Origin of the sequence: Acinetobacter sp. AOR43_HL (assembly GCF_027854635.1) — a bacterium.
Taxonomy (GTDB): domain Bacteria; phylum Pseudomonadota; class Gammaproteobacteria; order Pseudomonadales; family Moraxellaceae; genus Acinetobacter; species Acinetobacter pittii.
On record NZ_JAKTHX010000028.1, the window covers coordinates 38,621 to 61,583 of the forward strand.

The window sequence follows — 22,963 nt, forward strand, 5'->3', positions numbered from 1 at the left end:
GTCCTACTTAATTAACGGCTACGATAGGCAAAACGGTCGTCCATACGAAGACTAGCTGGTGGCCAGTTTTCAAGACGCATACCGAGTTGTAAGCCTTTCGATGCCAAAACATCTTTGATCTCTGTTAACGATTTTTTACCAAGGTTAGGAGTTTTTAACAACTCAACTTCAGTACGTTGAACAAGATCACCAATGTAGTAAATATTTTCTGCTTTCAAACAGTTAGCAGAACGAACAGTAAGCTCTAGATCATCTACTGGGCGAAGCAAGATTGGGTCAACTTCTTCACGAGGCTCTTGAGCAACTGGAGTTTGGTCTTTCTGAAGATCAACAAAAATTGCAATTTGTTGTTGCAAGATTGTTGCCGCTTTACGGATTGCTTCTTCAGGATCAACCGTTCCATTTGTTTCGAGGTCGATTACCAGTTTATCTAAATCGGTACGTTGTTCTACACGCGCATTTTCAACGGTGTAAGAAACACGTTTAATCGGGCTATAAGAAGCATCTAATTGCAAACGACCAACAGGACGTGTTTCGCCTTCAGGGAAACGAGAATCAGATGTTTCATAACCACGACCTTGAGCAACTTTCAAGCGCATTTTTAATGAGCCTGAAGCACTTAAAGTACCGATTAAATGTTCTGGGTTAACCACTTCAACATTATGAGGTAAACGAAGGTCAGCAGCAGTAATATCGCCAGGACCTTGTTTTTCTAATGTTAAATATGCTTCATTTTGATCGAACAGCTTAATAGACAATCCTTTTAGGTTCAGCAAGAGCTCGACGATGTCCTGCTGCAAGCCTTCTAAAGTACTGTACTCGTGCTCGACACCTTCTATTTCTACTTCAACCACAGCAGCGCCAGGTAAAGAAGACAATAGAATGCGACGTAAAGCATTACCTAGAGTGTGGCCAAAACCACGCTCTAAAGGTTCTAGAATCACTTTTGCCGAGGTCCCGCTTACCGCTTCGACCTTGATCGCTTGCGGAGTTAGAAACTCGTTTGCAGTACGCGTCATTATTGCTACCTCAAGGATTATTTAGAATACAATTCTACAATCAAGCTTTCGTTGATTTCAGCAGGTAAATCAGAACGATCTGGTGCAGCTTTAAACGTACCTTCAAGCTTAGAATGATCAACTTCGATCCAAGCTGGAATACCACGTTGTGCAGCTAACTCAATCGCGTTTTTAATACGCAATTGTTGTTTAGCACCTTCGTGAACCGCAATTACATCACCAGCTTTAACTTGAATAGATGCGATGTTTACACGACGACCATTCAAAGTAATGCTACGGTGACTTACTAACTGACGAGCTTCTGCACGTGTAGAACCAAAACCCATGCGATAAACAACGTTATCAAGACGGCTTTCAAGCAATTTCAACAAGTTCTCACCTGTTGCGCCTTTAACACGAGCTGCTTCTTTATAGTAGTTACTAAATTGACGTTCTAACACACCGTAAATACGACGGACTTTTTGTTTTTCACGTAATTGTAGTGAATACTCAGATTGCTTACCACCGCGTGCCTGACCATGTTGACCAGGTGCTTTGTTAGCTTTTTTAGTTTTGACGTCAAATGGTTTAACGCCAGATTTAAGTTGCAGGTCTGTCCCTTCGCGGCGAGAGAGTTTGCATTTTGGACCAATATAACGAGCCATGAATGTTTCTCCTTACACGCGACGTTTTTTAGGTGGACGGCAACCGTTGTGAGGAATTGGAGTCACATCGGTAATGCTGTTAATCTTATAACCCACTGCGCCTAATGCACGAACCGCAGACTCACGACCTGGACCAGGACCTTTTACAAGGACGTCCAGATTTTTCAAACCGTAATCTAAAGCTGCTTTACCAGCAACTTCAGCAGCTACCTGAGCAGCAAACGGAGTTGATTTACGTGAACCACGGAAGCCTTGTCCACCTGAGGTGGCCCAAGCCAATGCATTACCTTGACGATCAGTAATCGTAACAATGGTGTTATTAAAAGACGCGTGAATGTGTGCAACACCTTCAGAGACGGTACGAGTGACCTTCTTGCGTGTGCGAGTATCTTTAGCCATCTTTTAGCTTCCAGAAATCTTACTTTTTAATCGGTTTGCGCGGACCTTTACGGGTACGTGCGTTAGTTTTGGTGCGTTGACCACGGACAGGCAAGCTGCGACGATGGCGAAGGCCGCGGTAGCAACCCAAATCCATTAAACGTTTAATGTTCATGGAAATTTCGCGACGTAAGTCACCTTCGGTAGGAACCTTAGCAACTTCTGCACGAATCGCATCAAGCTGAGCATCGTCCAACTCACGGATCTTAGTAGTTTCAGTAATACCAACTGTAGCTAAGATATTCTTAGCAGTGTGGCGACCGATACCAAAGATGTAAGTGAGGGAGATAACAGCATGCTTGTTATCCGGAATGTTTACACCGGCAATACGAGCCATTCACTTTCTCCAAAAAGGCAGTAGAGATAATCAACCGCCCCACAAAAATCTTGAGGGGCGGATATTAACCCAATTCGCCTACTGAAATCAACAGGTCTTGATTAGATTAACCTTGACGCTGCTTATGACGAGGTTCTGCGCTACAAATTACGCGAATAACCCCATTACGACGGATAACTTTACAGCTACCACAAATTTTCTTTACAGAAGCTTGTACTTTCATGATGAAACCTCTAAGTGCGCTTATCCCTTAGGATGAGCAGTCGTTTTTCTCATTAATGTTTGATTGTCATATTGATGAGATGTTAAATGCGCTTGTAGCTGAGCCATAAAGTCCATAACCACGACAACTACGATCAATAATGAGGTACCACCCAAATAGAATGGAATCCCAAAAGAGCTTTGTAGAATCATTGGCATTAAACAAATGACCGTAATATAAATCGCACCAATAAACGTCAAACGATTAAGAATATGATCTAAGTAACGAGCAGTTTGCTCACCTGGGCGAATACCAGGCACATAAGCTCCGCTGCGTTTTAGATTTTCTGATACTTCCTTAGGGCTAAATACTAAAGCCGTATAAAAGTAACAGAAAAAGATAATTAACGCACCAAAGAGCACCAAATACAAAGGCTGTCCAGGCGACAATACTAAAGCTAAATCTTGTAAGCTGCTTTTAATAAAACCAGCATTTGGATCTGCACTTCCCACCCATTGACCAAGACTTGCCGGGAACAAAAGTAAAGAACTTGCAAAAATCGCAGGAATAACACCCGCCATATTAATTTTTAATGGCAAATGCGTCTGCTGTGCTGTAAATATACGACGCCCTTGTTGCTTTTGCGCATAGTTTACTGGAATGCGACGTTGTGCTTTTTCAATAAACACAATAGCTGCCAATACACCTAAAGACAAAAGACCAAAGATTACAAGACCAATTAAACTTGTCTGACCATTATCTACAGAAGAAACTGATTGCATAATTAGTTTAGGCAAACCAGCGACAATACCTGCAAAAATAATCATTGAGATACCGTTACCAATACCTCTTTCAGTGATTTGCTCACCTAGCCACATTAAGAACATAGTTCCAGCGACAAGTGAAGTTACTGCTGGGATGTAAAACGCAAGACCAACTGACAGAGTAATACCCTGACCAATCAAACCTGCGCACATACCAACTGCTTGAACCACTGCAAGCAACAATGTGCCCTGACGTGTATACTGATTAATTTTACGCTTACCTTGCTCACCTTCCTTTTTCAAGGCTTCAAGTGATGGAATTACAGTAGACATTAACTGCACAATAATTGACGCAGAAATGTACGGCATAATCCCTAAAGCAAGAATAGACATTCGCTCTAAAGCACCGCCAGAAAACATATTGAATAGCCCAAGAATAGTTCCTTGGTTCGCATGAAATAAATTTTCTAACGCAGCATTATTAATGCCTGGTACTGGAATATGCGCTCCTAGTCGAAAGACCAGCAATGCACCGATTAGAAAACTCATCCGGCGAATAATTTCACGGTATTTCACATGAAATGGCTGACCTTTCATCATGTTGACATGACCTGAAGAACTAGGAGACATAGACACTCGAGATTACTCCTCGACTTTACCGCCAGCTGCTTCAATCGCAGCTTTAGCGCCTTTAGTCAATGCAACACCTTGAACAGTGAATGCACGAGTGATTTCACCAGAAAGTACGATACGAGCACGAATTTGGTCACGACGAACAACATTCGCAGCTTTCAAAGTTTCTAGGCTAACGATGTCGCCTTCAACTTTGCTTAACTCAGATAAACGTACTTCAGCAGTTTTTAAAGCGATTTGGCTAGTGAAACCGAATTTAGGTAAACGACGATAAATCGCAGTTTGACCGCCTTCAAAGCCTGGACGAACGCCACCACTTTTACGTGATTTTTGACCTTTGACACCACGGCCACCAGTCTTACCAACGCCAGAACCGATACCACGGCCTAAACGACGGTGTTCACGTTTTGCACCTTCTGCAGGCGCAAGTTCATTTAAACGCAGAGTCATGGCTTATTCCTCTACACTAACCATATAGTAGACTTTGTTGATCATACCGCGGTTAGAAGGCGTATCTTGCACTTCTACAGTATGACCAATACGACGCAGACCTAAACCTTGTAAGCAAAGCTTGTGATTTTTCAAGCGATGTGAAGAAGATTTAGTCTGGGTAACTTTAATCGTTTTCATGATTGATTACCCTTGAATTTCTTCTACTGATTTACCACGTTTCGCAGCGACTTTCTCAGGAGAAGTCATATCACGCAAACCTTTGAAAGTTGCGTTTACTACGTTTGCAGCATTAGTAGAACCATAACATTTAGCAAGTACGTTATGTACACCTGCAGCTTCTAGAACGGCACGCATAGCGCCACCAGCGATTACGCCAGTACCTTCAGAAGCAGGTTGCATATATACACGGCTTGCACCATGACGAGCATTCACAGGGTGTTGTAAAGTAGTACCTGCAAGGTCTACAGTAATCATGTTGCGACGTGCAGCTTCAAGTGCTTTAGAAATAGCAGCTGGAACTTCACGAGCTTTACCACGACCAAAACCAACACGACCATTACCATCACCCACCACAGTTAATGCTGTGAAAGAGAAGATACGACCACCCTTAACAACTTTGGCTACACGATCAACGGCAACCAGCTTTTCAACAAGACCTTCGTTTTGTTCAACTTTAGCCATGATTAGAACTCCAAGCCGTTTTCACGAGCAGCATCAGCCAAGGCTTTGATACGACCATGATATTTAAAACCAGAACGGTCAAATGCAACTTTAGTTACACCAGCTGCTTTCGCACGCTCTGCGATTAAAGCGCCTACTTTAGTAGCCGCGTCTACATTACCTGTAGTACCGCTACGTAAAGATGCATCCAAAGTTGAAGCTTGCGCTAAAACTTTGCCACCATCTGCTGAAATAACTTGAGCATAGATGTGACGCGGAGTGCGGTTTACACACAAACGAGTCGCACCCAATGCACGAATGTGCAAGCGTGTGCTTTTCGCACGACGCAAACGGGATTGTTTCTTTTCGTTCATAAGAACCTCGCGCCTTATTTCTTCTTAGCTTCTTTACGAAGAATGACTTCATCCGAATAACGAACACCTTTACCTTTATATGGTTCAGGAGAACGATATGCACGGATTTCTGCCGCTACTTGACCTAACAACTGCTTGTTTGCTGATTTCAAAATGATTTCAGTAGCAGTTGGAGTTTCCGCTGTTACACCTTCAGGTAAAGCGTAGTCAATTGGGTGTGAAAAACCAAGGTTAAGGTTTACAACAGTACCTTTAACCGCAGCTTTATAACCAACACCAACTAGCTGCAACTTACGTTCGAAGCCTTCACTAACCCCTTTAACAAGGTTATTCAATACAGCGCGAGCAGTACCAGCTTGCATCCAAGCATCTTTCGATTCTTTAACTGGAGCAAGTTGAAGTTTACCTTCTTCCTGTTTTAGCTCGACCAGCGCATGCAGGTTGAAAGACAATGTACCTTTGCTGCCTTTCACTTCGACCTGCCGGCCGTTCTGAGTAACTGCTACACCATTAGGTACAGTTACTGGGGCTTTAGCCACACGAGACATGAGGAATCACCTATTAAGAAACAAAAGCAATAACTTCACCACCAACGCCCGCAGCACGTGCAGCGCGATCAGTCATGATGCCTTTGCTTGTAGAAACAATTGCAATACCTAAACCTTGCTTAACGCTTGGAAGTTTATCTTTACCACGGTATTGGCGAAGACCTGGACGGCTTACGCGTTTAACCATTTCGATAACTGGTTTGCCTTCGAAATATTTTAAAGTAATTGTCAAAGTAGATTTTGTCTCTTCTTGAGCAACTTCTACATTTGAAATATAACCTTCTTGTTGAAGTACGTTTGCAATTGCAACTTTCAACTTAGAAGAAGGCATAGAAACAGTTTGTTTCTTAGCCATTTGTGCGTTACGAACACGTGTTAGCATGTCGGCAACGGTATCTTGCATACTCATTTAGTCGCTCCTTACCAGCTTGCCTTAACAACGCCTGGTACATCACCCTGCATTACTGTGTCACGTAATTTGTTACGGCTTAAACCGAACTTACGGAAGTAACCATGAGGACGACCAGTTAAACCACAACGGTTACGAAGACGTACCGGAGATGCATTACGTGGCAATGCTTGTAACTTTAACATCGCTTCGAAACGCTCTTCTTCACTTGCATTTACGTTTGCAATCGTAGCTTTTAATTCAGCACGTTTTGCAGCGTATTTAGCAACTGTTTTTTCGCGTTTCAATTCGCGATTAATCATACCTTTCTTAGCCATATCGACCTCTTATTTGAACGGGAAGCCGAATGCACGCATAAGCGCACGGCCTTCGTCATCGGTGCGAGCAGTCGTAGTAATAGTAATATCCATACCACGAATACGATCAATCTTATCGAAATCGATTTCAGGGAAAACGATTTGCTCTTTCAAACCCATTGAGTAGTTACCACGACCATCAAATGATTTCGAAGAGAAACCACGGAAGTCACGGATACGAGGGATTGCGATTGAGATCAAACGGTCCAAGAATTCGTACATTTGGTCGCCACGTAAAGTAACTTTACAACCAATCGGCCAACCATCACGGATTTTGAAACCAGCGATAGATTTACGAGCAAGTGTAATTACTGGTTTTTGACCAGCAATTAATTGCATGTCGACTACAGCGCCATCTAATAATTTCTTATCAGTTGCAGCTGCGCCTACACCCATGTTTAGGGTAATTTTTGTGATGCGTGGAATTTCCATCACGTTCTTAATGCTAAGTTCTTCTTGTAACTTCGCTTTAAGTTCTTCGTTGTAACGTGCTTTAAGTCTGGCCATTGCCTTTTCAACCTATTACTTCGCTACCGCCACTGATTCACCATTTGATTTATAAACGCGAGTTTTCACGCCATCAATCACTTGGTAACCAACACGGTCAGCCTTCTGGGTTGTAGCATTTAAAATTGCCACGTTTGAAATATGAAGCGAAGCTTCTTGAGTAACGATACCGCCTTCAGCGCCAGTTACACGATTCGGCTTTTGATGCTTCTTCACTAAGTTAAGGCCTTCAACCTTAACGCGGTCTTCAGAAACAGACAATACAGTACCCTGTTTGCCTTTTTCTTTACCTGCGATCACGATAACTTGATCGCCTTTTTTAATCTTAGCCATGATTGCCTCTTATAGAACTTCAGGAGCCAATGAAATGATTTTCATGAACTGTTCAGTACGAAGTTCACGAGTCACTGGTCCGAAGATACGAGTAGCAATCGGAGCTTTGTTGTTGTTCAGGATAACTGCAGCATTATCATCAAAACGGATCACAGAACCATCTGGACGACGAATGCCGAATTTAGTACGAACTACAACCGCATTCATCACGTCACCTTTTTTAACACGTGCGCGTGGGATTGCTTCTTTTACAGTAACTTTAATAATGTCGCCAACAGAAGCATAACGACGATGTGAACCACCAAGTACTTTAATACATTGTACGCGGCGAGCACCACTGTTGTCTGCTACGTCGAGCATAGTTTCGGTTTGAATCATTGCCCTACTCCAAAACCGAGCATCACCGGTCACAATTTCGAAAGGCTCAAAGAGTACTCGAAATTGACCGATGATGCAACAAGAACGTCGAATTACTCAGCAGCTGCTTCAACTACTTCCACTAAAGTCCAAGCTTTAGTTTTAGAAATTGGGCGGCTTTCTTTAATGGTCACAACATCGCCAAGCTTAGCAACATTGTTTTCATCATGAGCGTGTAACTTAGTTGAACGGCGAATTGACTTGCCATACAACGGGTGTTGAACGCGGCGTTCGATAAGAACAACAATAGACTTGTCCATTTTGTCGCTTACTACTTTGCCGGTTAACGTGCGGACTGTTTTTTCACTCATTGTCCGTTCCCCTGTTTTTCGGTAAGGAGTGTCTTAATACGAGCAATTGTCTTACGAGCAACTTGCACTTCATGCGATTTACCCAACTGACCAGTTGCTTTCGCCATACGAAGACGGAATTGATTAAGCTGTTGCTCATCAAGCAAAGCTTTCAACTCTTCTACCGATTTTTCACGTAGATCTTTAGTTTTCATTACATTACCGTCCGAGTCACGATAGTGGTTTTAAACGGAAGTTTAGCAGCAGCTAAAGCAAATGCTTCACGCGCTAATTCTTCGTTCACACCTTCAATTTCGTACAGGATCTTACCTGGTTGGATCTGGCAAACCCAGTACTCCACGCTACCCTTACCTTTACCCATACGCACTTCAAGAGGCTTTTGAGTAATTGGTTTATCCGGGAATACGCGAATAAAGATTTTACCACCACGCTTAATACGGCGGCTAATAGTACGACGTGCAGCTTCAATCTGACGAGCAGTCATACGACCACGTTCAGTTGCTTTGATTGCAATCGAACCAAATGATACTGTACTACCACGATGCGCTAGACCAGTATTACGGCCTTTGTGCACCTTACGGAATTTGGTACGTTTAGGTTGCAACATGGATTATTCTCCCTTGTCAGCAGCACGGTCACCGCGACGACCACGACGCTCTTGACCTTCACCACGACCACGACCACGTTTAGCTGGACGATCTTCAGCAGGAGCAGGGTTCATGACTTGTTTCATGCCACCTAAAATCTCGCCACGGAAAATCCAAACTTTAACACCAATCGTACCGTAAGTTGTTTCTGCACGCATAGTTGCATAGTCAATGTCTGCACGTAGCGTATGTAAAGGTACACGACCTTCACGATACCATTCTGTACGAGCAATCTCTGCACCACCTAAACGGCCAGACACTTCAACTTTGATACCTTTAGCACCAGCACGCATAGTGTTTTGAACCGCACGCTTCATAGCACGACGGAACATTACACGCTTTTCTAATTGAGAAGCGATTGCTTCAGCAACTAAACGCGCATCTAAGTCTGGGCGATCAATTTCGTTGATACTTACTTGCGCTGGAACACCCATAATGCTGGTAAGTTCGCGCTGTAATTTCTCAATATCTTCGCCTTTTTTACCGATTACGATACCAGGACGAGCTGTGCTAATAGTTACTTTAGCAGCGCCTGATGGACGTTCGATAAGAATGTTGCTTACCATCGCATTCTTAAGTTTTTTAGTTAAAAACTCACGAACTTGAAGATCTTTAAGCAAGTATTCAGCGTATTGTTTCGGATTCGCATACCAGTTAGCGTTATGACGTTTCACAACACCTAGGCGGATACCGATTGGATGAACCTTCTGACCCATATCAAACCCCTACCTTAACGGTGATGTGACAAGTACGCTTAGTAATACGATCTGCACGGCCTTTAGCACGTGGCATAATACGTTTAAGGCTCATGCCTTCGTCAACGTAAATCGTAGATACTTTAAGATCGTCAACATCTAAACTGTTATTGTGTTCAGCGTTTGCAATCGCAGATTCCAATGCTTTTTTTACTAAAACAGCAGCTTTTTTATTGCTGAAGTTTAAGATATTTAAAGCATGCGCAACAGATTTGCCGCGAATAAGATCTGCAACCAAACGTGCTTTCTGTGCCGAGATAGCGGCACCGCGTAATTTAGCAGTTACTTCCATCATGACACCTATTAACGTTTAGATTTCTTGTCAACACCGTGACCACGATAGGTACGAGTTGGCGCGAATTCACCGAGTTTATGACCAACCATATGCTCAGTAACAATTACTGGAACGTGGTTACGACCATTATGAACAGAAATTGTTAAACCAACAAAATCTGGAAGGATCATCGAACGACGAGACCAAGTTTTAATCGGCTTGCGAGAGTTACTAGCAACAGCCGCTTCAACCTTAGCGAACAAGTGCGCATCGACGAATGGGCCTTTTTTCAGAGAACGAGGCATTAGTCAGATTCCTTTACTTGACGCGACGGTCGCGAATAATCATCTTAGTCGTACGCTTATTGGTACGTGTCTTGTACCCTTTAGCTTTTTGACCCCATGGGCTTACAGGTTGAATACCTTTGTTACGCCCTTCACCACCACCGTGCGGGTGATCAATCGGGTTCATCGCCATACCACGTACGGTAGGACGAACACCACGCCAGCGCGAAGCACCAGCTTTACCCAATGAACGAAGGTTGTTTTCTTGGTTAGAAACTTCACCAATTACAGCGCGGCATTCAACATGTACTTTACGCATTTCGCCTGAACGAAGACGAATAATTGCGTAAGAACCATCACGACCCAACAACTGAACAGAAGCACCAGCAGAACGCGCTAATTGCGCACCCTTACCAATTTTAAGTTCAACGTTATGAAGTGTAGAACCGATCGGCATATTACGAAGTGGCAAGCAGTTACCTGGACGAATTGGAGCATCGTTACCAGATTGTACTTTATCGCCAGCACGTAAGCCTTTAGGTGCGATGATATAACGACGCTCACCATCAGCATATTTCAACAAAGCAATATGTGCTGTACGGTTTGGATCGTATTCAATACGCTCTACAACAGCTGGGATGCTGTCTTTGTTACGTTTGAAGTCAACGATACGGTAGTGTTGTTTATGACCACCACCAACGTGACGAGTAGTAATGTGACCGTTGTTATTACGACCACCAGTACGTTTTTTAGCTTCAACCAACGGTGCGTAAGGAGCGCCTTTGTGAAGATGGTCATGAACCACTTTCTCTACAAAGCGACGTCCTGGAGACGTTGGCTTACATTTTTGAATCGGCATAATTTTCGTCCTTATTCCGCTGCGCTTTCAGCGGTATCGCCCAAGTCAGCCATTTCAACATCTTGGCCAGCTTTCAGGGTGACGTATGCTTTTTTAACATCAGAACGGCGTCCCAATGTACGACCAAAGCGCTTAGTCTTACCTTTAGTAATAGTTGTGTTAACTTTAACAACTTCTACACCAAAAAGTTTTTCAACTGCTTTTTTGATTTCAAGCTTAGTAGCATTGATGTCTACTTTAAATACTTGAACACCAACAGTATCACCTAATACTTGTGCCTTTTCTGAGAAGACTGGTCCTTTTAGGACTTGATAGATACGTTCGTTGTTCATCCGAGTTCTACCTCAATTTTCTTAGCAGCAGCTACAGACATCACAACTTTATCAAACGCGATCAAGCTTACAGGATCGATTGCAGTTGCATCTACCACATCTACATGCGGAAGGTTGCGTGCTGCAAGATATAAGTTCTCATCTACAGCGTCAGTAACGATTAATGCACGAGCAGCATTTAAGTCGTTAAGCTTTGCAAGCAATTCTTTAGTTTTTGGAGCTGCAACAGCAAACTCTTCAACTAATACAAGACGATCTTGGCGAACAAGTTCAGCTAAGATACATTGCATTGCACCGCGGTACATCTTACGGTTTACTTTTTGAGACCAATCTTGTGGACGAGCAGCAAAAGTTTTACCACCGCCAACCCAGATAGGGCTACGAATAGAACCCGCACGAGCACGACCAGTACCTTTTTGACGGAATGGCTTTTTACCACCGCCAGAAACGTCTGCACGTGATTTCTGAGCACGAGTACCTTGACGACCACCTGCTAAGTAAGCAGTAACAACTTGGTGTACAAGAGCTTCGTTAAATTCACGTCCGAAAGCAACTTCAGACAATTCAACAGCAGAGCCGGAAACAGTTTTCAAATTCACGGTATTTCCCCTCAGGCCTTGATGGTAGGACGTACAATCACGTCGCCGCCAGTTGCACCAGGAATTGCACCTTTAACAACTAAAACAGAACGTTCAGCGTCAATAGATACGATTTCAAGACCTTGTACTGTTACGCGTTCATCACCTAAGTGACCAGCCATTTTCTTGCCTTTGAACACGCGTCCAGGAGTCTGGTTTTGACCTGTAGAACCTAATACACGGTGAGAAACTGAGTTACCGTGAGTAGCGTCTTGGGTACGGAAGTTCCAACGTTTAACACCACCTTGGAAACCTTTACCTTTTGATTGACCAGTTACGTCAACTACTTGACCAACTGTGAACAAATCAACGCCAATAGTACCGCCAACTTCACGGCCTTCAAGCTCAGCTTCAGTAACACGGAACTCTTTAACTAAACGACCAGCAGCAACACCAGCTTTCGCGAAGTGACCTTTCTGAGCGTTAGTTACGCGAGATTCGCGACGTTCACCAGTAGTTACTTGAACAGCTTGATAACCATCAGTTTCAAGTGTTTTGATTTGCGTAATGCGGTTTGGATCGACTTCGATGACTGTAACAGGTACAGAAACACCTGCATCTGTAAAGATGCGAGTCATACCACATTTGCGACCGACTAAACCAATAGCCATGTGCATAAACCTCTAAAAAAGCGGCCTAATTAACTTAGAAGTTAATCAACCGAAAGCCTTAACCCAAAGCGATCTGAACATCAACACCAGCCGCAAGATCTAATTTCATCAATGCATCAACAGTTTTATCTGTAGGTTGAACGATATCGATCAAACGTTTATAGGTGCGGATTTCGTACTGGTCACGCGCATCTTTGTTAACGTGCGGTGAAGTAAGAACGTTGAAGCGTTCGATGCGAGTAGGCATCGGAATTGGACCACAAACTTGTGCGCCAGTACGCTTAGCGGTTTCTACGATCTCTTGAGCAGATTGATCAATCAGACGATGATCAAAAGACTTCAAACGGATACGAATTCTCTGGTTAGACATACCAGTAAACTCCAAGCCAAACATATAAAGAATCACCCTTGACGCATCTCACCCATTGGTAAGTGTCAAAGGCAGTGAAAATCACTAAGGTCATGATCGATGCCACGACTGTAATGCACATTTACTACTTTCTTCGCAGTAAATGCCCCTCCTTTTGAGGGTCGCCCATTATAACGATTGTTTAAGTCTTATGCAATTCTCTTTTTCTATTTTTTGTTCAAAACACACTTTAACCTAGTATTCTCAACTCACTCTAGGCGTTTATAACAAATTCAATCGCTTTATTTAAGAGTTGATTACCTTGTTCAAATTTTTGTGCTTCTGAATATTGTAGTTCACTCACAGGCTGCACATATTCTCCATTAAAAATAGATAGCTCTTCTTCATTTTCAAGTAAGAGTTCTAAAGCTGCCGGTGTCATTTCTGGATGAAATTGAAAACCCAGTACATTTTTTCCAATTTGATACATCTGATTACGACAAGCTATATTCTCGGCTAAGTGTATGGCACCCTTGGGTATTTCAAATGTTTCGCTATGCCACTGCATCACCTTTATCTTTTCAGGCAATGGAAAACTGTCTTGAGGTAAATTTGCCACCCTCTGAACTGTTGACCAGCCAAGTTCCTGATAGCGGTTTCGACTGACTGCGGCGCCTAGTGCATTAGCAATTAGCTGCCCACCCAAACAGAGACCTATAGCAGGCTTTCCTGCTGCTAAATAACGACGCAACCATCTTTTCTCTATCTTAAGCCATGGATAATTCGCTTCATCATTTACACTCATGGTGCCACCCATGACTAATAATAAGTCAACCTCATCAATTTGTGGTAAAGCTTCTATTTCAAGTGACCGATCAACCGGAAGTGCAAAAAACTCCGTAGAACTAATAGTCGCGTGGTGAGCTTTTAAAAATGAATAACAACTCCCAAAACCCTCACCCGCGATATGTTGAAAATAATGAACTCTTAAATGCGACTTCATGCGCTTAAACCTATTGTTGTTAGAATGTTGTAGTGGTCTTTGCAAAAATAAAGCCAAGTTTTTGTTTTATAGGTCTACTGTAACGAAACCTCTTACAAAACTTTATAAATCTAGCGAAGAGTTTAAATTTCTCTTAATCTAACTTTATCATTTAAAACATAACGCACTATGAAAAAGCATAACGATTTCCAGACTCGCCTCATTCATGCCCCAAGAAAGGCTCCGCAATTCATTGAAACAGTGCAACCTCCCTTATTTCGCGCATCAACTATTATTTTCAAATCAACTTCGCACCTTTTTGATCGTCATTGGACTGATAAGTATGACTATAGCTATGGAACACATGGCACCCCTACCACATTCACCTTAGGCGACAATATTGCGCAAATTGAAGGTGGCTTGCATTGTTTACTTGCACCGAGTGGCCTATCCGCAATTAATATTGTGAACTCAGCATTTTTAAGCACTAATGACGAAGTATGGGTTCCAGACAATATTTACGGTCCAAATCTAGAGCATTTAACTTATCTACAAAGTCAATATGGCATTATTGTTAAAGTATATAACCCCATTGACGCTGCAAGTTTTCAACCCACCGAAAGAAGTAAACTATTATGGTTAGAAGCTGCAGGTTCAGTTACTTTAGAATTTCCTGATCTTAAAAATCTAGTCAAAAAAGCTAAAAAAAATGGTGTATTGACTGCTCTAGATAACACCTGGGGAGCGGGGCTTGCGTTTAATGCTTTCAATTTTTCTGATGAACATCTATCTGTTGATTTAACCGTTCACGCACTAACCAAATATCCAAGTGGTGGTGGTGACATTTTAATGGGTAGCATTGTAACTCGTGATGAGAAACTTCATCACCGCTTATTCCGTACGCATGCTATTTTGGGCATCGCAATCTCTGGAGATGATGCAGCTCAAGTTCAACGCAGCCTTGCTCATATGTCTTTACGCTATGAACAACAGTCAGCCAATGCTCACACTCTACTTAAATGGCTAAAGAACCAGCCTCAATTTGCACAAGTTCTACACCCAAGTGATGAATCCTCACCAGGCCATCAATATTGGCAAGAAATCTGCATAGACGGTCAAAGTGCTGGCTTAGTGAGTGTTATTTTTAAACCTGAATATGACATTACAGCAGTACGTCGTTTCTGCGATGCATTAGAGTTATTTAAGCTCGGCTTTAGCTGGGGTGGACCTGTTAGCCTGATTATGCTTTATGATTTAAAAATGATGAGAAAACTTGAGAATACACATTTACAACAAGGATTATTGGTCCGATTCTGTATAGGACTAGAAGATCCGCAAGATTTGATACAAGATATCGAAAATGCACTGAAACAACTGTAAAACGACAAGATTATAGTGACTCAAACCATAGGATAAAAATATATGGGTACACCGATTGTTATTGCTAAAAATATTAAGGACACATCAAAAGAAATTGTTTTACTTCCCCAGTTTGCTAACCGTCATGGACTTATTGCAGGCGCGACAGGTACAGGTAAAACAGTTACGTTAAAAGTTCTAGCAGAGAGTTTCTCTCGAATCGGTGTGCCGGTATTTCTTGCCGATGCTAAAGGCGATGTTTCGAGTCTTGCAAAAGCTGGTGAAGCTTCGGATAAATTTAATCAACGCTTAAAACTTTTACAAATTGATAGTGTTCCATTCTCAGCGAATCCAGTTGTTTTTTGGGATTTATTTGGTCAGCAAGGTCATCCTATCCGAACCACCATTTCTGAAATTGGGCCAATTTTATTAGCACGCATACTCAACTTAAATGATACCCAAGAAGGTGTTTTATCTGCTGTATTCCGTATTGCAGATGACCAAGGTTTACTTTTAGTCGATTTTAAAGACTTAAAAGCCATGATCACTTTTGTGAGTGAACATGCAGCTGATTTTAAAGCTGAATATGGCAATTTATCTCCAGCAAGCCTAGGCGCTATTCAGCGCAATTTATTAGCACTTGCCGACCAAGGTGGAGAACAGTTCTTTGGGGAACCAGCTTTAAATATTCTGGATTTTATCCAAACCGATGCAAATGGGCATGGCTATATCAATATTCTTGCTGCTGACAAGCTTATGAATACGCCTAAGTTATACGCCACTTTCCTCTTATGGATGCTTTCAGAGTTATTTGAACAGCTACCAGAAGTGGGTGACATGGATAAGCCTAAACTCGTGTTTTTCTTTGATGAAGCTCACTTGTTATTTGATAATGCCAGCCAAGCTCTACAAGACAAAATTGAACAAGTGGTACGTTTAATCCGCTCCAAAGGGGTGGGTATCTACTTTATTACTCAAAACCCACTCGATTTACCCGAAAGCGTTCTTGGTCAACTTGGTAATCGCGTTCAACATGCATTACGTGCATTCACCCCTAAAGATCAAAAAGCTGTAAAAACCGCAGCAGACACTTTCCGTGCTAATCCCGAGTTTAAAGTTGATGAAGCTATTACCCAACTTGGTGTTGGTGAGGCACTCATTAGCTGTCTAGATGAGCAAGGTACACCACAGATTGTAGAACGTGGTTGGGTTATGCCTCCGTACTCTGCATTTACACCGATCACTCCAGAAGAGCGTCAGACTTTAATCTCGCAAAGTATTATTGCTGGGGTTTATGAACAAGCTGTAGATCGTGATAGTGCCTATGAAATGCTACAGAATAAAGTTGCTGAACGCGAACAACAGCAGCAAGACGCCGAACTTGCAAAACAACAAGCTAAAGAACAAGAAACTTTAGCAAAACAGCAAGCTAAAGAGCAGGAACGTTTGGCACGTGAGCAATTAAAAGAGGAAGAAAGGGCAGCCCGTGAACGAGCTAAACTCACACAAGACATTGTGGGAACTTTTGCCAAAAGTGCTGCACGCAGTTTAGGAGGAAGTACCGGCCAAAAACTCGTAAGGGGCTTGCTCGGCTCTTTATTTGGTAAATAAAAATATTAAAAAAATTGCGTTAATTTTAGGGGATTTTATATCCCCTAATTTTTTTATGGTTTTTTATAAAAAAGTTATTGCCATTAATTTTTTAAAGATGTATTTTAAATACATCTTATATAGCCAGATAAATAAGGTCTAGCCATGACTCCACAACAAATTGAACTTGTTAAATCTACTGTACCGGTTTTACGTGAACACGGCGTTACGCTGACTACATACTTTTATAAGCGCATGCTTAATAACAACCCCGAATTAAAAAATGTTTTCAATTTAGATGACCAAACCAGCTTACGTCAGCCACGTGCTCTTGCAGCTGCTGTGCTTGCTTATGCAGAAAATATTGAGAATCCTACCGTGCTCGCTAAAGCGGTAGAACGCATCACCACTAAACACGTGAGCTTAGATATTCAACCAGACCAATATGCAATTGTTGGGGACAACTTGCTTCATTCAATTAGTGAAGTACTCAACGTGCCATTCGAATCAGAGCTTATTGAAGCGTGGAAGCAAGCATACTTACAGTTGGCTGATATCTTGATTGGTGTTGAAAAACAAAAATATGAACAACTTGAAAGCTTAAAAGGTGGATGGGCTGGCTGGCGTTCATTTGAAATTACTCAAATTGATCCTTTGGAATCTGGCAAACGCTTCACTTTAAAAGCAACTGACCATGAAGACGTACTGACTAGCCCAGCAAATGCCTTTATTTCAGTTAAAGTACAAGTTCCCGAGCAACAACTTGAACAACCGAAAGCGTTTAAATTTACTGAAGCTCAAGAAGATAACTCGTATCACATTGAAGTGCAGCCTGAAGAAAATCATACTGAGTTTTCAGTTGCTAATATTCTACTTGAGCATTATAGAGTTGGTGATCAAGTACAGGTTTCAGCCCCTTTAACGCTGTAATGTAAAAACCTCTTGCCTGAAAGTTTTCTTATTTAGACTTTCAGGCTAAGATGATCATCCTTTTAATCTCTTCCATTTTTGGTGATCATGCAACTTAATAAATTTACCGATTATGCATTACGACTCTTAATGTATGTTGCACGCCCAAGTGATGCACCCTACACGATTGCAGAAATCGCGAAAGATTTGCATGTTTCACAAAACCATCTAGTTAAAGTTGTTCACTTCATGGGCAAGCAGGAATGGATTATTACCATTCGTGGAAAAGGCGGCGGAATTCGCTTAAATCCAGAGGCACTTAACTCAAATTTAGGTTCAATTGTTCGAATATTACAGGGCGACAATCAAATTGTTGAATGTAATACACCACCTTGTGTATTACGCAGTCACTGTGGTTTAAAAGGTATTTTAGATCAGGCTTTAGAGAGCTTTTACCAAAGTCTAGATCAATACACACTCGGAGAAGTTTTGCAGCAATCAAAATCTGCTCCTGCCAACTCCCCTATTGCATTTTTACAAATCTAAGCTCTACTGATTTTGATAACTCGACTTATTGAAAATTAGCAAGAATACCCAAGCTCCTTTATACTAGGCGCGAGCCCTCTCATTTAAAAAGTTATTTTTTATGCGTCGTAGTGAAAAATCGAAAGACACCAAAGCCAGACTCGCACCCAAGCAAAAGATCAGCTATGAAAAGAAACCAGATCCAGCGATCACAGCATATGCTGTGCAATCACTCAACTGGTTACGCCAAGCTGAGTTTCTAATGAGTGCACCTAAATTGGCACTTTGTGTTGAAGATAGTGGCTACGAGATCGCTTTTGCAGGACGCTCAAATGCCGGTAAGTCCAGTGCTATCAATGCCTTAACTAACAAAAAACAGCTAGCGCGCGCCTCTAAAAAACCTGGCCGTACTCAGATGATTAACTTCTTTAGTTTAGGTAATCCTGATCAACGTTTAGTCGATCTTCCTGGCTATGGCTATGCAGCCGTACCTGAAGATATGAAACGAGTATGGCAAAAAGAATTAGAGAACTATTTAATCCATCGTAAAAGCTTACAAGGGTTAGTATTACTGATGGATATTCGCCATCCTCTACAGCATTTCGACATGATGATGCTAGAGTGGGCTTATTCACGTCATCTCTTTGTTCATATTCTCTTAACGAAAGCTGACAAACTTAATCGTGGCCCTGCAAACAAAGTGCTATTAGAAGTTAAGCAACAACTGAAAAAAATGAAGCTTGATTTCTCGATTCAACTTTTCTCATCACTTAATAAATTAGGTTTAGAAGAGCTAGCAAGTGTTATGGCTGGACGCCTGCATTTTACGCTTGATCAAGAGCCGGAATTCGACGTTGACGCGATCCCTGAAGCATCAGATGAGGATACTGAAGAGTAAATCGTCAAAACAGATACAATTTCTTTATTAAATTTATTTTCAAATTGGCCCCTATTGCTAAACACAAATGTAGGGGCTTTTTTTATACTCTTTATAACTTCATCGAGTTAAAAATCAGGACTAAATGATGAAATTGTTATCTTTTTTGAAGAACAAGGCTTTAGGTTCTTCTATTGACTATAAAATTCTTCCACGTAAAGTAAAATTTGACTGGAAAGATACCCCTGTTGACTGGATTCCAAATCAGCCTTTCGCAAGTTATTTTATTAATGAAATTAATAACATCTTACCTGCTGGAGAATTTTGGTTTTGCCGTTTGTACAATAAAGTTTTACCGCAAATTAAAGACGAAAAACTTAAACAGGATGTCCAAGCATTTATCCGCCAAGAAGCTATGCATGCCAATGCGCATACTTCTGCCAATAAAGAATATTTAAGCGCACGTAATATTGATATCCAGCGAAATCTGGACATTATGAATTATCTATTTACCACTGCCTTAGCAGATAAACCATTTGATAAAGAAGTTCCTCAATTTCTACAAGGGCAATGGGACCTTTTCCGTTTAGGCGTTATTGCAACTGTTGAGCATATGACCTGTGTATTAGGGAAATATGCACTCTATAACAAGCGTTGGGAAGAATTAGGCGCTGACCCTGAAATGGTCGATCTGGTTAAATGGCATGGTTCAGAAGAAATTGAACACCGTACCGTTGCTTTTGATTTATACCGCCATTTGGGTGGTGGATATATTCCACGCTACTATTTAAGCCTTGCAGTAATTGTACTGGTGCTTGGATTATGGGTAGATGGCGCTGCGCATATTATGAAACAAGATCCACGTTTTGCTGATGCTGCTAAATCTAGATTTTTCCCAGTATGGGTTGCTGTAGAGTGGTATAAAATTAGCAGAAAAGATAATCAGGTTTTACCAAACCCAATCTGGCTGATTGCCCAACAAATTGATTACCTCATGCCTTGGTATGATCCAGTTAAAGAAGGCAGCACTGAAGATGCGGTTAGCTATTTATCGCAATCTCCAGCAGCAAAAAGAGCAGAACTTCAAGCCGCTTAAAAATAAAAAAGCAGGATTTTAAATCCTGCTTTTTTATTTAGGAGATTAGACACTGATATCTTTATCTTTCGTATAACGATCTACAACCACACTAATCATCATATCACCCTGCACATTTACCACTGTTCTTACCGTATCCAATAGGCGGTCAATCGGAAGTAAAATTGCAATTGCTTCAGCCGGTAAACCTACAGACTGTAAAACCATAATCATGGTAACCATACCAGCACTTGGAATTCCAGGGGCCCCTAGTGATGCAATCATTGCTGTTAAACACACAATAATTTGTTGTGTCAGGTTTAAGTCTAGCCCCACCAAATTTGCGACAAATAATGCAGCGGCTGCTTCATATAGTGCAGTGCCATCCATATTAAGCTGTGTACCTAAAGGAATTACAAAACCAGCTGTTTGCGGACGAACACCTAAGTTTTCTTGTGCGCATTTCATACTAAGGGGCATTGTGGCAGAACTAGAGCTGGTTGCAAATGCTGTAATTAGCGCTGTACGTGTTCCTTTGAAAAAAGCCCAAGGACTCATGCGGCCAAAAATCCAAAGTAGTAACGGTAAAACAACAGCACCATGAAAAATGGTAGTACCCGTCACTACAACAGCAAACTCAGCCAAACGACTTAGTACTGAAATATCTTCCGTTGCCATTAACTTTGCTAACAAAGCAAAAATACCCAAAGGTGCTAGCTTCATTACCCAGCCGACTAGCATCATCATCATTTCAAAAAATTGATGACTTAATACGCGAATACTTTTAAAACGCTCACCGCCATGGACTAAAGCAACACCAACAAATAGTGCAAACACCACAACAGCTAAAACGTTACCATCACTAAATGCTTTAAATGGGTTAATTAATGTATTTTGAATAAAATTAGTGAAAAAACTTGCAGGATTTAAACTATCTGGTGCCTGATAGTTTTGCATAGACGTTTGGAAAATAGAGATATCTATACCGCGCCCTACTTCAAATAGATGAGCACAACTTATACCTAAAATTAAAGCTAATGTTGTTGTAGTCAAACAACATAAAAAGGTAATTTTCCAGACTGGACCTAACTGCCCTCCCGCCTGCAAATTAGATACTCCCACAACAATCGAGCTAAAAATCAAAGGCACCAACAACATTTTAAGCAGCCCAATAAAGACACTACTTAATATGCCTAACCCATATAAACTATGTTTTATAAACGCAGTATCGGGATACAACGTTAATATAAAACCAAAGGCTAAGCCTAAAATGGCCGCAATAAGAATTTGTGTATTTAAGTTCATATCAGCATTATTTTTTTCAGTTGGCAATCCTTTTGCAAATATGACATGAGCTTGCTTTTCATACGAGCAATTTTTTGTCACATCATTTCAATTAAAAATAAAAAAGCCATCTAATCAGATGGCTTTATAAATAAGTTTATTGCGTTTCAATTTCCCGCAAACGAATTAAACCCTCTTGTACTGTACTGCATACCAGCTGACCATTTTGCCACATACGGCCAAAGTTTAAACCGCGAGAAGCTGCGCTGACTGTTGCTTCCATATCGTAAAGCATCCATTCATCGGCACGCAGCGGACGATGAAAATAGATGGCATGATCAATACTTGCACACTGCAAACTTGGAGAAATATAGCTAAGCCCATGCGGTCTCAAAGCAGTTGTCATTAAGGTAAAGTCTGAATAAAACGCAACAATTGCTTGATGGAGGGCAATATCATCTAATTGTTTTGGAATACGGTCATGTGTGCGGATATAGTGTGCATTATACGGCGCTTCAGGTTGAGGCTGAAACGGATTTACCGGATCAATTGGGCGGATTTCTACATGGCGCTCACGCATGAAACTAGCACGAACATTTTCAGGTACGAAATTTAAAATACCTTCTTTGAGCTCATTTTCAGATTTAAGAGTCTCTGGTGCAGGATACTCTGGTTCTTGATGTTGATAATTCAGTCCTTCTTCGGGGTTAGCAAAAGAAACCATCGCCGAAAAGATAACTCGCCCATGCTGAATTGCACGAACCTGACGACTTACGAAACTCTTTCCATCACGTAAACGGTCTACTTCATAGATAATTGGGGCATTAATATCACCGCCATACAAAAAATATGCATGCAAAGAATGCGCTGGGCGATCGGTTGTATAGGATGCCGCACGTAAAGCCTGACCCAAAACCTGCCCGCCAAAGACACGTTTACCGACAAGATTACGGCTTATGCCACGGTAAATATTTTCTTCTAGCTTTTCTAAAGTAAGAAGATCGACAAGTTCTTGGGTTAACGCATTCATGAGAGATACCTTCATATTTCAGGTAAAAAATCGTATTAAAGTACAGATGTGTAGAATCTATTGTGCCATAAAAAACTATTTGAACATGGAACAATCAGTCAACTTCTGATGAAGATTGCTCATATAACAGCTAAAAATACGATTTTTAACGATAAAATATGCCAAAAGCATTATAATT

At 41.5% G+C, this 22,963-nt stretch carries 36 protein-coding genes and 1 pseudogene; 7 read left to right on the forward strand and 30 right to left on the reverse strand.

All coding sequences use genetic code 11. The annotated features are described in order from the left end of the window. Positions 1-11: 11 nt before the first annotated feature. The 28 genes and pseudogenes from MKL33_RS11430 to MKL33_RS11565 form a co-directional block, all read right to left on the reverse strand. A complete protein-coding gene (locus tag MKL33_RS11430; protein WP_002116730.1) occupies positions 12-1,019 on the reverse strand; it encodes a DNA-directed RNA polymerase subunit alpha in 1,008 nt (335 codons plus the stop codon). 17 nt (positions 1,020-1,036) lie between these two features. Further along, a complete protein-coding gene (gene rpsD / locus MKL33_RS11435) occupies positions 1,037-1,663 on the reverse strand; it encodes a 30S ribosomal protein S4 (protein ID WP_000135204.1) in 627 nt (208 codons plus the stop codon). Positions 1,664-1,675: 12 nt separating this feature from the next. Continuing rightward, positions 1,676-2,062 (reverse strand): 30S ribosomal protein S11, encoded by a 387-nt coding sequence (gene rpsK, locus MKL33_RS11440; protein WP_001040166.1) that lies wholly within the window; start codon positions 2,060-2,062, stop codon positions 1,676-1,678. A gap of 19 nt (positions 2,063-2,081) precedes the next feature. Then, positions 2,082-2,438, reverse strand: coding sequence for a 30S ribosomal protein S13 (gene rpsM / locus MKL33_RS11445; protein WP_000090816.1), 357 nt, complete (start codon positions 2,436-2,438; stop codon positions 2,082-2,084). A gap of 106 nt (positions 2,439-2,544) precedes the next feature. Then, positions 2,545-2,661 (reverse strand): 50S ribosomal protein L36, encoded by a 117-nt coding sequence (rpmJ, locus tag MKL33_RS11450; RefSeq protein WP_000867907.1) that lies wholly within the window; start codon positions 2,659-2,661, stop codon positions 2,545-2,547. Between the two features lie 20 nt (positions 2,662-2,681). Continuing rightward, entirely contained in the window at positions 2,682-4,001 is a 1,320-nt protein-coding gene (gene secY / locus MKL33_RS11455; protein WP_014207743.1) for a preprotein translocase subunit SecY, read from the reverse strand. A gap of 45 nt (positions 4,002-4,046) precedes the next feature. After that, positions 4,047-4,487 carry a 50S ribosomal protein L15 gene (rplO, locus tag MKL33_RS11460; RefSeq protein WP_002116985.1) on the reverse strand — a complete coding sequence of 147 codons (441 nt, stop codon included), beginning with the start codon at positions 4,485-4,487 and terminating at the stop codon, positions 4,047-4,049. A gap of 3 nt (positions 4,488-4,490) precedes the next feature. Next, positions 4,491-4,667 carry a 50S ribosomal protein L30 gene (rpmD, locus tag MKL33_RS11465; protein WP_000849088.1) on the reverse strand — a complete coding sequence of 59 codons (177 nt, stop codon included), beginning with the start codon at positions 4,665-4,667 and terminating at the stop codon, positions 4,491-4,493. Positions 4,668-4,673: 6 nt separating this feature from the next. Then, positions 4,674-5,171, reverse strand: a complete 498-nt coding sequence (gene rpsE, locus MKL33_RS11470; RefSeq protein ID WP_001141025.1) for a 30S ribosomal protein S5 — start codon at positions 5,169-5,171, stop codon at positions 4,674-4,676. Positions 5,172-5,173: 2 nt separating this feature from the next. Next, complete coding sequence (rplR, locus tag MKL33_RS11475; protein ID WP_002049741.1) at positions 5,174-5,524, reverse strand: 50S ribosomal protein L18; 351 nt, start codon at positions 5,522-5,524, stop codon at positions 5,174-5,176. Between the two features lie 14 nt (positions 5,525-5,538). Then, a complete protein-coding gene (gene rplF / locus MKL33_RS11480) occupies positions 5,539-6,072 on the reverse strand; it encodes a 50S ribosomal protein L6 (RefSeq protein ID WP_002116801.1) in 534 nt (177 codons plus the stop codon). 13 nt (positions 6,073-6,085) lie between these two features. Next, the gene (gene rpsH / locus MKL33_RS11485; RefSeq protein WP_002049732.1) at positions 6,086-6,481 is read right to left on the reverse strand and encodes a 30S ribosomal protein S8; all 396 of its coding nucleotides are present in this window, start codon (positions 6,479-6,481) and stop codon (positions 6,086-6,088) included. 11 nt (positions 6,482-6,492) lie between these two features. Beyond that, positions 6,493-6,798 (reverse strand): 30S ribosomal protein S14, encoded by a 306-nt coding sequence (rpsN, locus tag MKL33_RS11490; protein WP_002049689.1) that lies wholly within the window; start codon positions 6,796-6,798, stop codon positions 6,493-6,495. Positions 6,799-6,807: 9 nt separating this feature from the next. After that, entirely contained in the window at positions 6,808-7,344 is a 537-nt protein-coding gene (gene rplE, locus MKL33_RS11495; protein ID WP_002116961.1) for a 50S ribosomal protein L5, read from the reverse strand. Positions 7,345-7,359: 15 nt separating this feature from the next. Next, complete coding sequence (gene rplX, locus MKL33_RS11500; RefSeq protein ID WP_002116820.1) at positions 7,360-7,677, reverse strand: 50S ribosomal protein L24; 318 nt, start codon at positions 7,675-7,677, stop codon at positions 7,360-7,362. Positions 7,678-7,686: 9 nt separating this feature from the next. Beyond that, positions 7,687-8,055, reverse strand: coding sequence for a 50S ribosomal protein L14 (gene rplN, locus MKL33_RS11505; RefSeq protein WP_001982634.1), 369 nt, complete (start codon positions 8,053-8,055; stop codon positions 7,687-7,689). A gap of 92 nt (positions 8,056-8,147) precedes the next feature. After that, a complete protein-coding gene (gene rpsQ, locus MKL33_RS11510) occupies positions 8,148-8,405 on the reverse strand; it encodes a 30S ribosomal protein S17 (protein WP_002116661.1) in 258 nt (85 codons plus the stop codon). After that, complete coding sequence (gene rpmC / locus MKL33_RS11515; RefSeq protein ID WP_000849928.1) at positions 8,402-8,599, reverse strand: 50S ribosomal protein L29; 198 nt, start codon at positions 8,597-8,599, stop codon at positions 8,402-8,404. The genes rpsQ and rpmC overlap by 4 nt, the downstream gene beginning before the upstream one ends. Then, a complete protein-coding gene (rplP, locus tag MKL33_RS11520) occupies positions 8,599-9,012 on the reverse strand; it encodes a 50S ribosomal protein L16 (protein WP_002049688.1) in 414 nt (137 codons plus the stop codon). Before rplP ends, rpmC begins: the two co-directional genes overlap by 1 nt. After that, positions 8,952-9,768 (reverse strand): annotated as a pseudogene (gene rpsC, locus MKL33_RS11525) (30S ribosomal protein S3). Before rpsC ends, rplP begins: the two are co-directional and overlap by 61 nt. Position 9,769: 1 nt before the next feature. Further along, the gene (gene rplV, locus MKL33_RS11530; RefSeq protein WP_001982638.1) at positions 9,770-10,099 is read right to left on the reverse strand and encodes a 50S ribosomal protein L22; all 330 of its coding nucleotides are present in this window, start codon (positions 10,097-10,099) and stop codon (positions 9,770-9,772) included. 11 nt (positions 10,100-10,110) lie between these two features. Then, positions 10,111-10,386, reverse strand: coding sequence for a 30S ribosomal protein S19 (rpsS, locus tag MKL33_RS11535; RefSeq protein WP_001138119.1), 276 nt, complete (start codon positions 10,384-10,386; stop codon positions 10,111-10,113). Positions 10,387-10,399: 13 nt separating this feature from the next. Then, positions 10,400-11,224 carry a 50S ribosomal protein L2 gene (rplB, locus tag MKL33_RS11540; protein WP_002049686.1) on the reverse strand — a complete coding sequence of 275 codons (825 nt, stop codon included), beginning with the start codon at positions 11,222-11,224 and terminating at the stop codon, positions 10,400-10,402. An 11-nt stretch (positions 11,225-11,235) separates the two neighbouring features. Then, complete coding sequence (gene rplW, locus MKL33_RS11545; RefSeq protein WP_002049693.1) at positions 11,236-11,556, reverse strand: 50S ribosomal protein L23; 321 nt, start codon at positions 11,554-11,556, stop codon at positions 11,236-11,238. After that, entirely contained in the window at positions 11,553-12,155 is a 603-nt protein-coding gene (rplD, locus tag MKL33_RS11550) for a 50S ribosomal protein L4 (RefSeq protein ID WP_002049755.1), read from the reverse strand. Before rplD ends, rplW begins: the two co-directional genes overlap by 4 nt. An 11-nt stretch (positions 12,156-12,166) precedes the next feature. After that, entirely contained in the window at positions 12,167-12,805 is a 639-nt protein-coding gene (gene rplC / locus MKL33_RS11555; protein ID WP_002117051.1) for a 50S ribosomal protein L3, read from the reverse strand. Positions 12,806-12,863: 58 nt separating this feature from the next. Continuing rightward, positions 12,864-13,175, reverse strand: a complete 312-nt coding sequence (gene rpsJ / locus MKL33_RS11560) for a 30S ribosomal protein S10 (protein WP_000070912.1) — start codon at positions 13,173-13,175, stop codon at positions 12,864-12,866. 253 nt (positions 13,176-13,428) lie between these two features. Next, positions 13,429-14,157, reverse strand: coding sequence for a type 1 glutamine amidotransferase (locus MKL33_RS11565; protein ID WP_044099980.1), 729 nt, complete (start codon positions 14,155-14,157; stop codon positions 13,429-13,431). Between the two features lie 168 nt (positions 14,158-14,325). Here MKL33_RS11565 and MKL33_RS11570 point away from each other — a divergent pair, with 168 nt between their 5' ends. The 7 genes from MKL33_RS11570 (at position 14,326) to MKL33_RS11600 (ending at position 20,492) form a co-directional block, all read left to right on the forward strand. After that, positions 14,326-15,516 (forward strand): PLP-dependent transferase, encoded by a 1,191-nt coding sequence (locus tag MKL33_RS11570; protein ID WP_032036725.1) that lies wholly within the window; start codon positions 14,326-14,328, stop codon positions 15,514-15,516. 42 nt (positions 15,517-15,558) lie between these two features. Next, positions 15,559-17,106, forward strand: coding sequence for a helicase HerA-like domain-containing protein (locus MKL33_RS11575; RefSeq protein ID WP_270906976.1), 1,548 nt, complete (start codon positions 15,559-15,561; stop codon positions 17,104-17,106). Continuing rightward, the gene (locus MKL33_RS11580; RefSeq protein WP_014207750.1) at positions 17,096-17,248 is read left to right on the forward strand and encodes a hypothetical protein; all 153 of its coding nucleotides are present in this window, start codon (positions 17,096-17,098) and stop codon (positions 17,246-17,248) included. Before MKL33_RS11575 ends, MKL33_RS11580 begins: the two co-directional genes overlap by 11 nt. A gap of 2 nt (positions 17,249-17,250) precedes the next feature. Continuing rightward, positions 17,251-18,015, forward strand: coding sequence for a globin domain-containing protein (locus tag MKL33_RS11585; RefSeq protein ID WP_270906977.1), 765 nt, complete (start codon positions 17,251-17,253; stop codon positions 18,013-18,015). An 87-nt stretch (positions 18,016-18,102) separates the two neighbouring features. Beyond that, the gene (locus MKL33_RS11590; RefSeq protein WP_032063095.1) at positions 18,103-18,540 is read left to right on the forward strand and encodes an RrF2 family transcriptional regulator; all 438 of its coding nucleotides are present in this window, start codon (positions 18,103-18,105) and stop codon (positions 18,538-18,540) included. A 100-nt stretch (positions 18,541-18,640) separates the two neighbouring features. Beyond that, positions 18,641-19,417 carry a ribosome biogenesis GTP-binding protein YihA/YsxC gene (gene yihA / locus MKL33_RS11595; protein ID WP_002116788.1) on the forward strand — a complete coding sequence of 259 codons (777 nt, stop codon included), beginning with the start codon at positions 18,641-18,643 and terminating at the stop codon, positions 19,415-19,417. 124 nt (positions 19,418-19,541) lie between these two features. Further along, on the forward strand, positions 19,542-20,492 hold the full coding sequence (locus MKL33_RS11600) for a metal-dependent hydrolase (RefSeq protein WP_080631032.1): 951 nt from the start codon (positions 19,542-19,544) through the stop codon (positions 20,490-20,492). A 45-nt stretch (positions 20,493-20,537) separates the two neighbouring features. Here MKL33_RS11600 and MKL33_RS11605 read toward each other — a convergent pair whose 3' ends face one another. Together MKL33_RS11605 and MKL33_RS11610 are read right to left on the reverse strand one after the other, a co-directional pair. Beyond that, positions 20,538-21,803 (reverse strand): dicarboxylate/amino acid:cation symporter, encoded by a 1,266-nt coding sequence (locus tag MKL33_RS11605; protein WP_270906992.1) that lies wholly within the window; start codon positions 21,801-21,803, stop codon positions 20,538-20,540. A gap of 109 nt (positions 21,804-21,912) precedes the next feature. Next, positions 21,913-22,785: an acyl-CoA thioesterase gene (locus MKL33_RS11610; protein WP_002116924.1), complete on the reverse strand. Its 873-nt coding sequence runs from the start codon at positions 22,783-22,785 to the stop codon at positions 21,913-21,915. Positions 22,786-22,963: the final 178 nt, after the last annotated feature.

Coding starts and splice junctions, on each gene's coding strand:
- rpsJ (WP_000070912.1), bottom strand. CDS start 13,175: ATGTCTAACCAGAGAATTCGTATCCGTTTGAAGTCTTTTGATCATCGT.
- rplB (WP_002049686.1), bottom strand. CDS start 11,224: ATGCCGATTCAAAAATGTAAGCCAACGTCTCCAGGACGTCGCTTTGTA.
- rplE (WP_002116961.1), bottom strand. CDS start 7,344: ATGGCCAGACTTAAAGCACGTTACAACGAAGAACTTAAAGCGAAGTTA.
- rpmJ (WP_000867907.1), bottom strand. CDS start 2,661: ATGAAAGTACAAGCTTCTGTAAAGAAAATTTGTGGTAGCTGTAAAGTT.
- MKL33_RS11590 (WP_032063095.1), top strand. CDS start 18,103: ATGCAACTTAATAAATTTACCGATTATGCATTACGACTCTTAATGTAT.
- rplF (WP_002116801.1), bottom strand. CDS start 6,072: ATGTCTCGTGTGGCTAAAGCCCCAGTAACTGTACCTAATGGTGTAGCA.
- rpsK (WP_001040166.1), bottom strand. CDS start 2,062: ATGGCTAAAGATACTCGCACACGCAAGAAGGTCACTCGTACCGTCTCT.
- MKL33_RS11575 (WP_270906976.1), top strand. CDS start 15,559: ATGGGTACACCGATTGTTATTGCTAAAAATATTAAGGACACATCAAAA.
- rpsE (WP_001141025.1), bottom strand. CDS start 5,171: ATGGCTAAAGTTGAACAAAACGAAGGTCTTGTTGAAAAGCTGGTTGCC.
- rplC (WP_002117051.1), bottom strand. CDS start 12,805: ATGGCTATTGGTTTAGTCGGTCGCAAATGTGGTATGACTCGCATCTTT.
- rplW (WP_002049693.1), bottom strand. CDS start 11,556: ATGAACAACGAACGTATCTATCAAGTCCTAAAAGGACCAGTCTTCTCA.
- rpsH (WP_002049732.1), bottom strand. CDS start 6,481: ATGAGTATGCAAGATACCGTTGCCGACATGCTAACACGTGTTCGTAAC.
- MKL33_RS11585 (WP_270906977.1), top strand. CDS start 17,251: ATGACTCCACAACAAATTGAACTTGTTAAATCTACTGTACCGGTTTTA.
- rpsS (WP_001138119.1), bottom strand. CDS start 10,386: ATGCCTCGTTCTCTGAAAAAAGGCCCATTCGTCGATGCGCACTTGTTC.
- rplO (WP_002116985.1), bottom strand. CDS start 4,487: ATGACTCTGCGTTTAAATGAACTTGCGCCTGCAGAAGGTGCAAAACGT.
- rpmC (WP_000849928.1), bottom strand. CDS start 8,599: ATGAAAACTAAAGATCTACGTGAAAAATCGGTAGAAGAGTTGAAAGCT.
- rpsM (WP_000090816.1), bottom strand. CDS start 2,438: ATGGCTCGTATTGCCGGTGTAAACATTCCGGATAACAAGCATGCTGTT.
- MKL33_RS11600 (WP_080631032.1), top strand. CDS start 19,542: ATGATGAAATTGTTATCTTTTTTGAAGAACAAGGCTTTAGGTTCTTCT.
- MKL33_RS11565 (WP_044099980.1), bottom strand. CDS start 14,157: ATGAAGTCGCATTTAAGAGTTCATTATTTTCAACATATCGCGGGTGAG.
- yihA (WP_002116788.1), top strand. CDS start 18,641: ATGCGTCGTAGTGAAAAATCGAAAGACACCAAAGCCAGACTCGCACCC.
- rplN (WP_001982634.1), bottom strand. CDS start 8,055: ATGATTCAAACCGAAACTATGCTCGACGTAGCAGACAACAGTGGTGCT.
- rplP (WP_002049688.1), bottom strand. CDS start 9,012: ATGTTGCAACCTAAACGTACCAAATTCCGTAAGGTGCACAAAGGCCGT.
- MKL33_RS11430 (WP_002116730.1), bottom strand. CDS start 1,019: ATGACGCGTACTGCAAACGAGTTTCTAACTCCGCAAGCGATCAAGGTC.
- rplR (WP_002049741.1), bottom strand. CDS start 5,524: ATGAACGAAAAGAAACAATCCCGTTTGCGTCGTGCGAAAAGCACACGC.
- rplV (WP_001982638.1), bottom strand. CDS start 10,099: ATGGAAGTAACTGCTAAATTACGCGGTGCCGCTATCTCGGCACAGAAA.
- rpsQ (WP_002116661.1), bottom strand. CDS start 8,405: ATGAGTGAAAAAACAGTCCGCACGTTAACCGGCAAAGTAGTAAGCGAC.
- rpsN (WP_002049689.1), bottom strand. CDS start 6,798: ATGGCTAAGAAAGGTATGATTAATCGCGAATTGAAACGCGAAAAAACA.
- rpsD (WP_000135204.1), bottom strand. CDS start 1,663: ATGGCTCGTTATATTGGTCCAAAATGCAAACTCTCTCGCCGCGAAGGG.
- MKL33_RS11610 (WP_002116924.1), bottom strand. CDS start 22,785: ATGAATGCGTTAACCCAAGAACTTGTCGATCTTCTTACTTTAGAAAAG.
- rpmD (WP_000849088.1), bottom strand. CDS start 4,667: ATGAAAACGATTAAAGTTACCCAGACTAAATCTTCTTCACATCGCTTG.
- MKL33_RS11570 (WP_032036725.1), top strand. CDS start 14,326: ATGAAAAAGCATAACGATTTCCAGACTCGCCTCATTCATGCCCCAAGA.
- secY (WP_014207743.1), bottom strand. CDS start 4,001: ATGAAAGGTCAGCCATTTCATGTGAAATACCGTGAAATTATTCGCCGG.
- rplX (WP_002116820.1), bottom strand. CDS start 7,677: ATGGCTAAGATTAAAAAAGGCGATCAAGTTATCGTGATCGCAGGTAAA.